This is a genomic window from Peribacillus aracenensis (genome assembly GCF_025175645.1).
GTDB lineage: Bacteria > Bacillota > Bacilli > Bacillales > DSM-1321 > Peribacillus > Peribacillus aracenensis.
Genome location: NZ_JANZMJ010000109.1, coordinates 1 through 592, shown reverse-complemented (window position 1 = coordinate 592; position 592 = coordinate 1). Strand labels below are relative to the sequence as shown.

Genomic DNA, 592 nt, shown 5'->3' with positions numbered 1-592 from the left:
CAGTTCCCCGGGTCTGCCTTCAGTACCCTATGTATTCAGGTAAAGATACTGTTCCATTACGAACAGTGGGTTTCCCCATTCGGAAATCTCCGGATCAAAGCTTACTTACAGCTCCCCGAAGCATATCGGTGTTAGTCCCGTCCTTCATCGGCTCCTAGTGCCAAGGCATCCACCGTGCGCCCTTTCTAACTTAACCGTTAAAAAAGATCTTACAGATGCTTTGAAAAAAATTAATTGCCTTCTATCTATTATCTAGTTTTCAAGGAACAATGCAGAAAGAATGTCATCACATCGTGATGCTTGACTTTCCTATTTGAATGAATTACTCATTCAAAACTGAACAAAACAAAAGCGCTCTCGTAATTATCCTTAGAAAGGAGGTGATCCAGCCGCACCTTCCGATACGGCTACCTTGTTACGACTTCACCCCAATCATCTGTCCCACCTTAGGCGGCTGGCTCCATGAAGGTTACCTCACCGACTTCGGGTGTTACAAACTCTCGTGGTGTGACGGGCGGTGTGTACAAGGCCCGGGAACGTATTCACCGCGGCATGCTGATCCGCGATTACTAGCGATTCCGGCTTCATGCAG

The 592-nt window shown here is 47.1% G+C and carries 2 rRNA genes; both read right to left on the bottom strand.

The window, feature by feature from the left end:
• A 23S ribosomal RNA gene (locus N0M92_RS29235) occupies positions 1-196 on the bottom strand; the annotation flags it as partial.
• A gap of 177 nt (positions 197-373) precedes the next feature.
• A 16S ribosomal RNA gene (locus N0M92_RS29230) occupies positions 374-592 on the bottom strand; the annotation flags it as partial.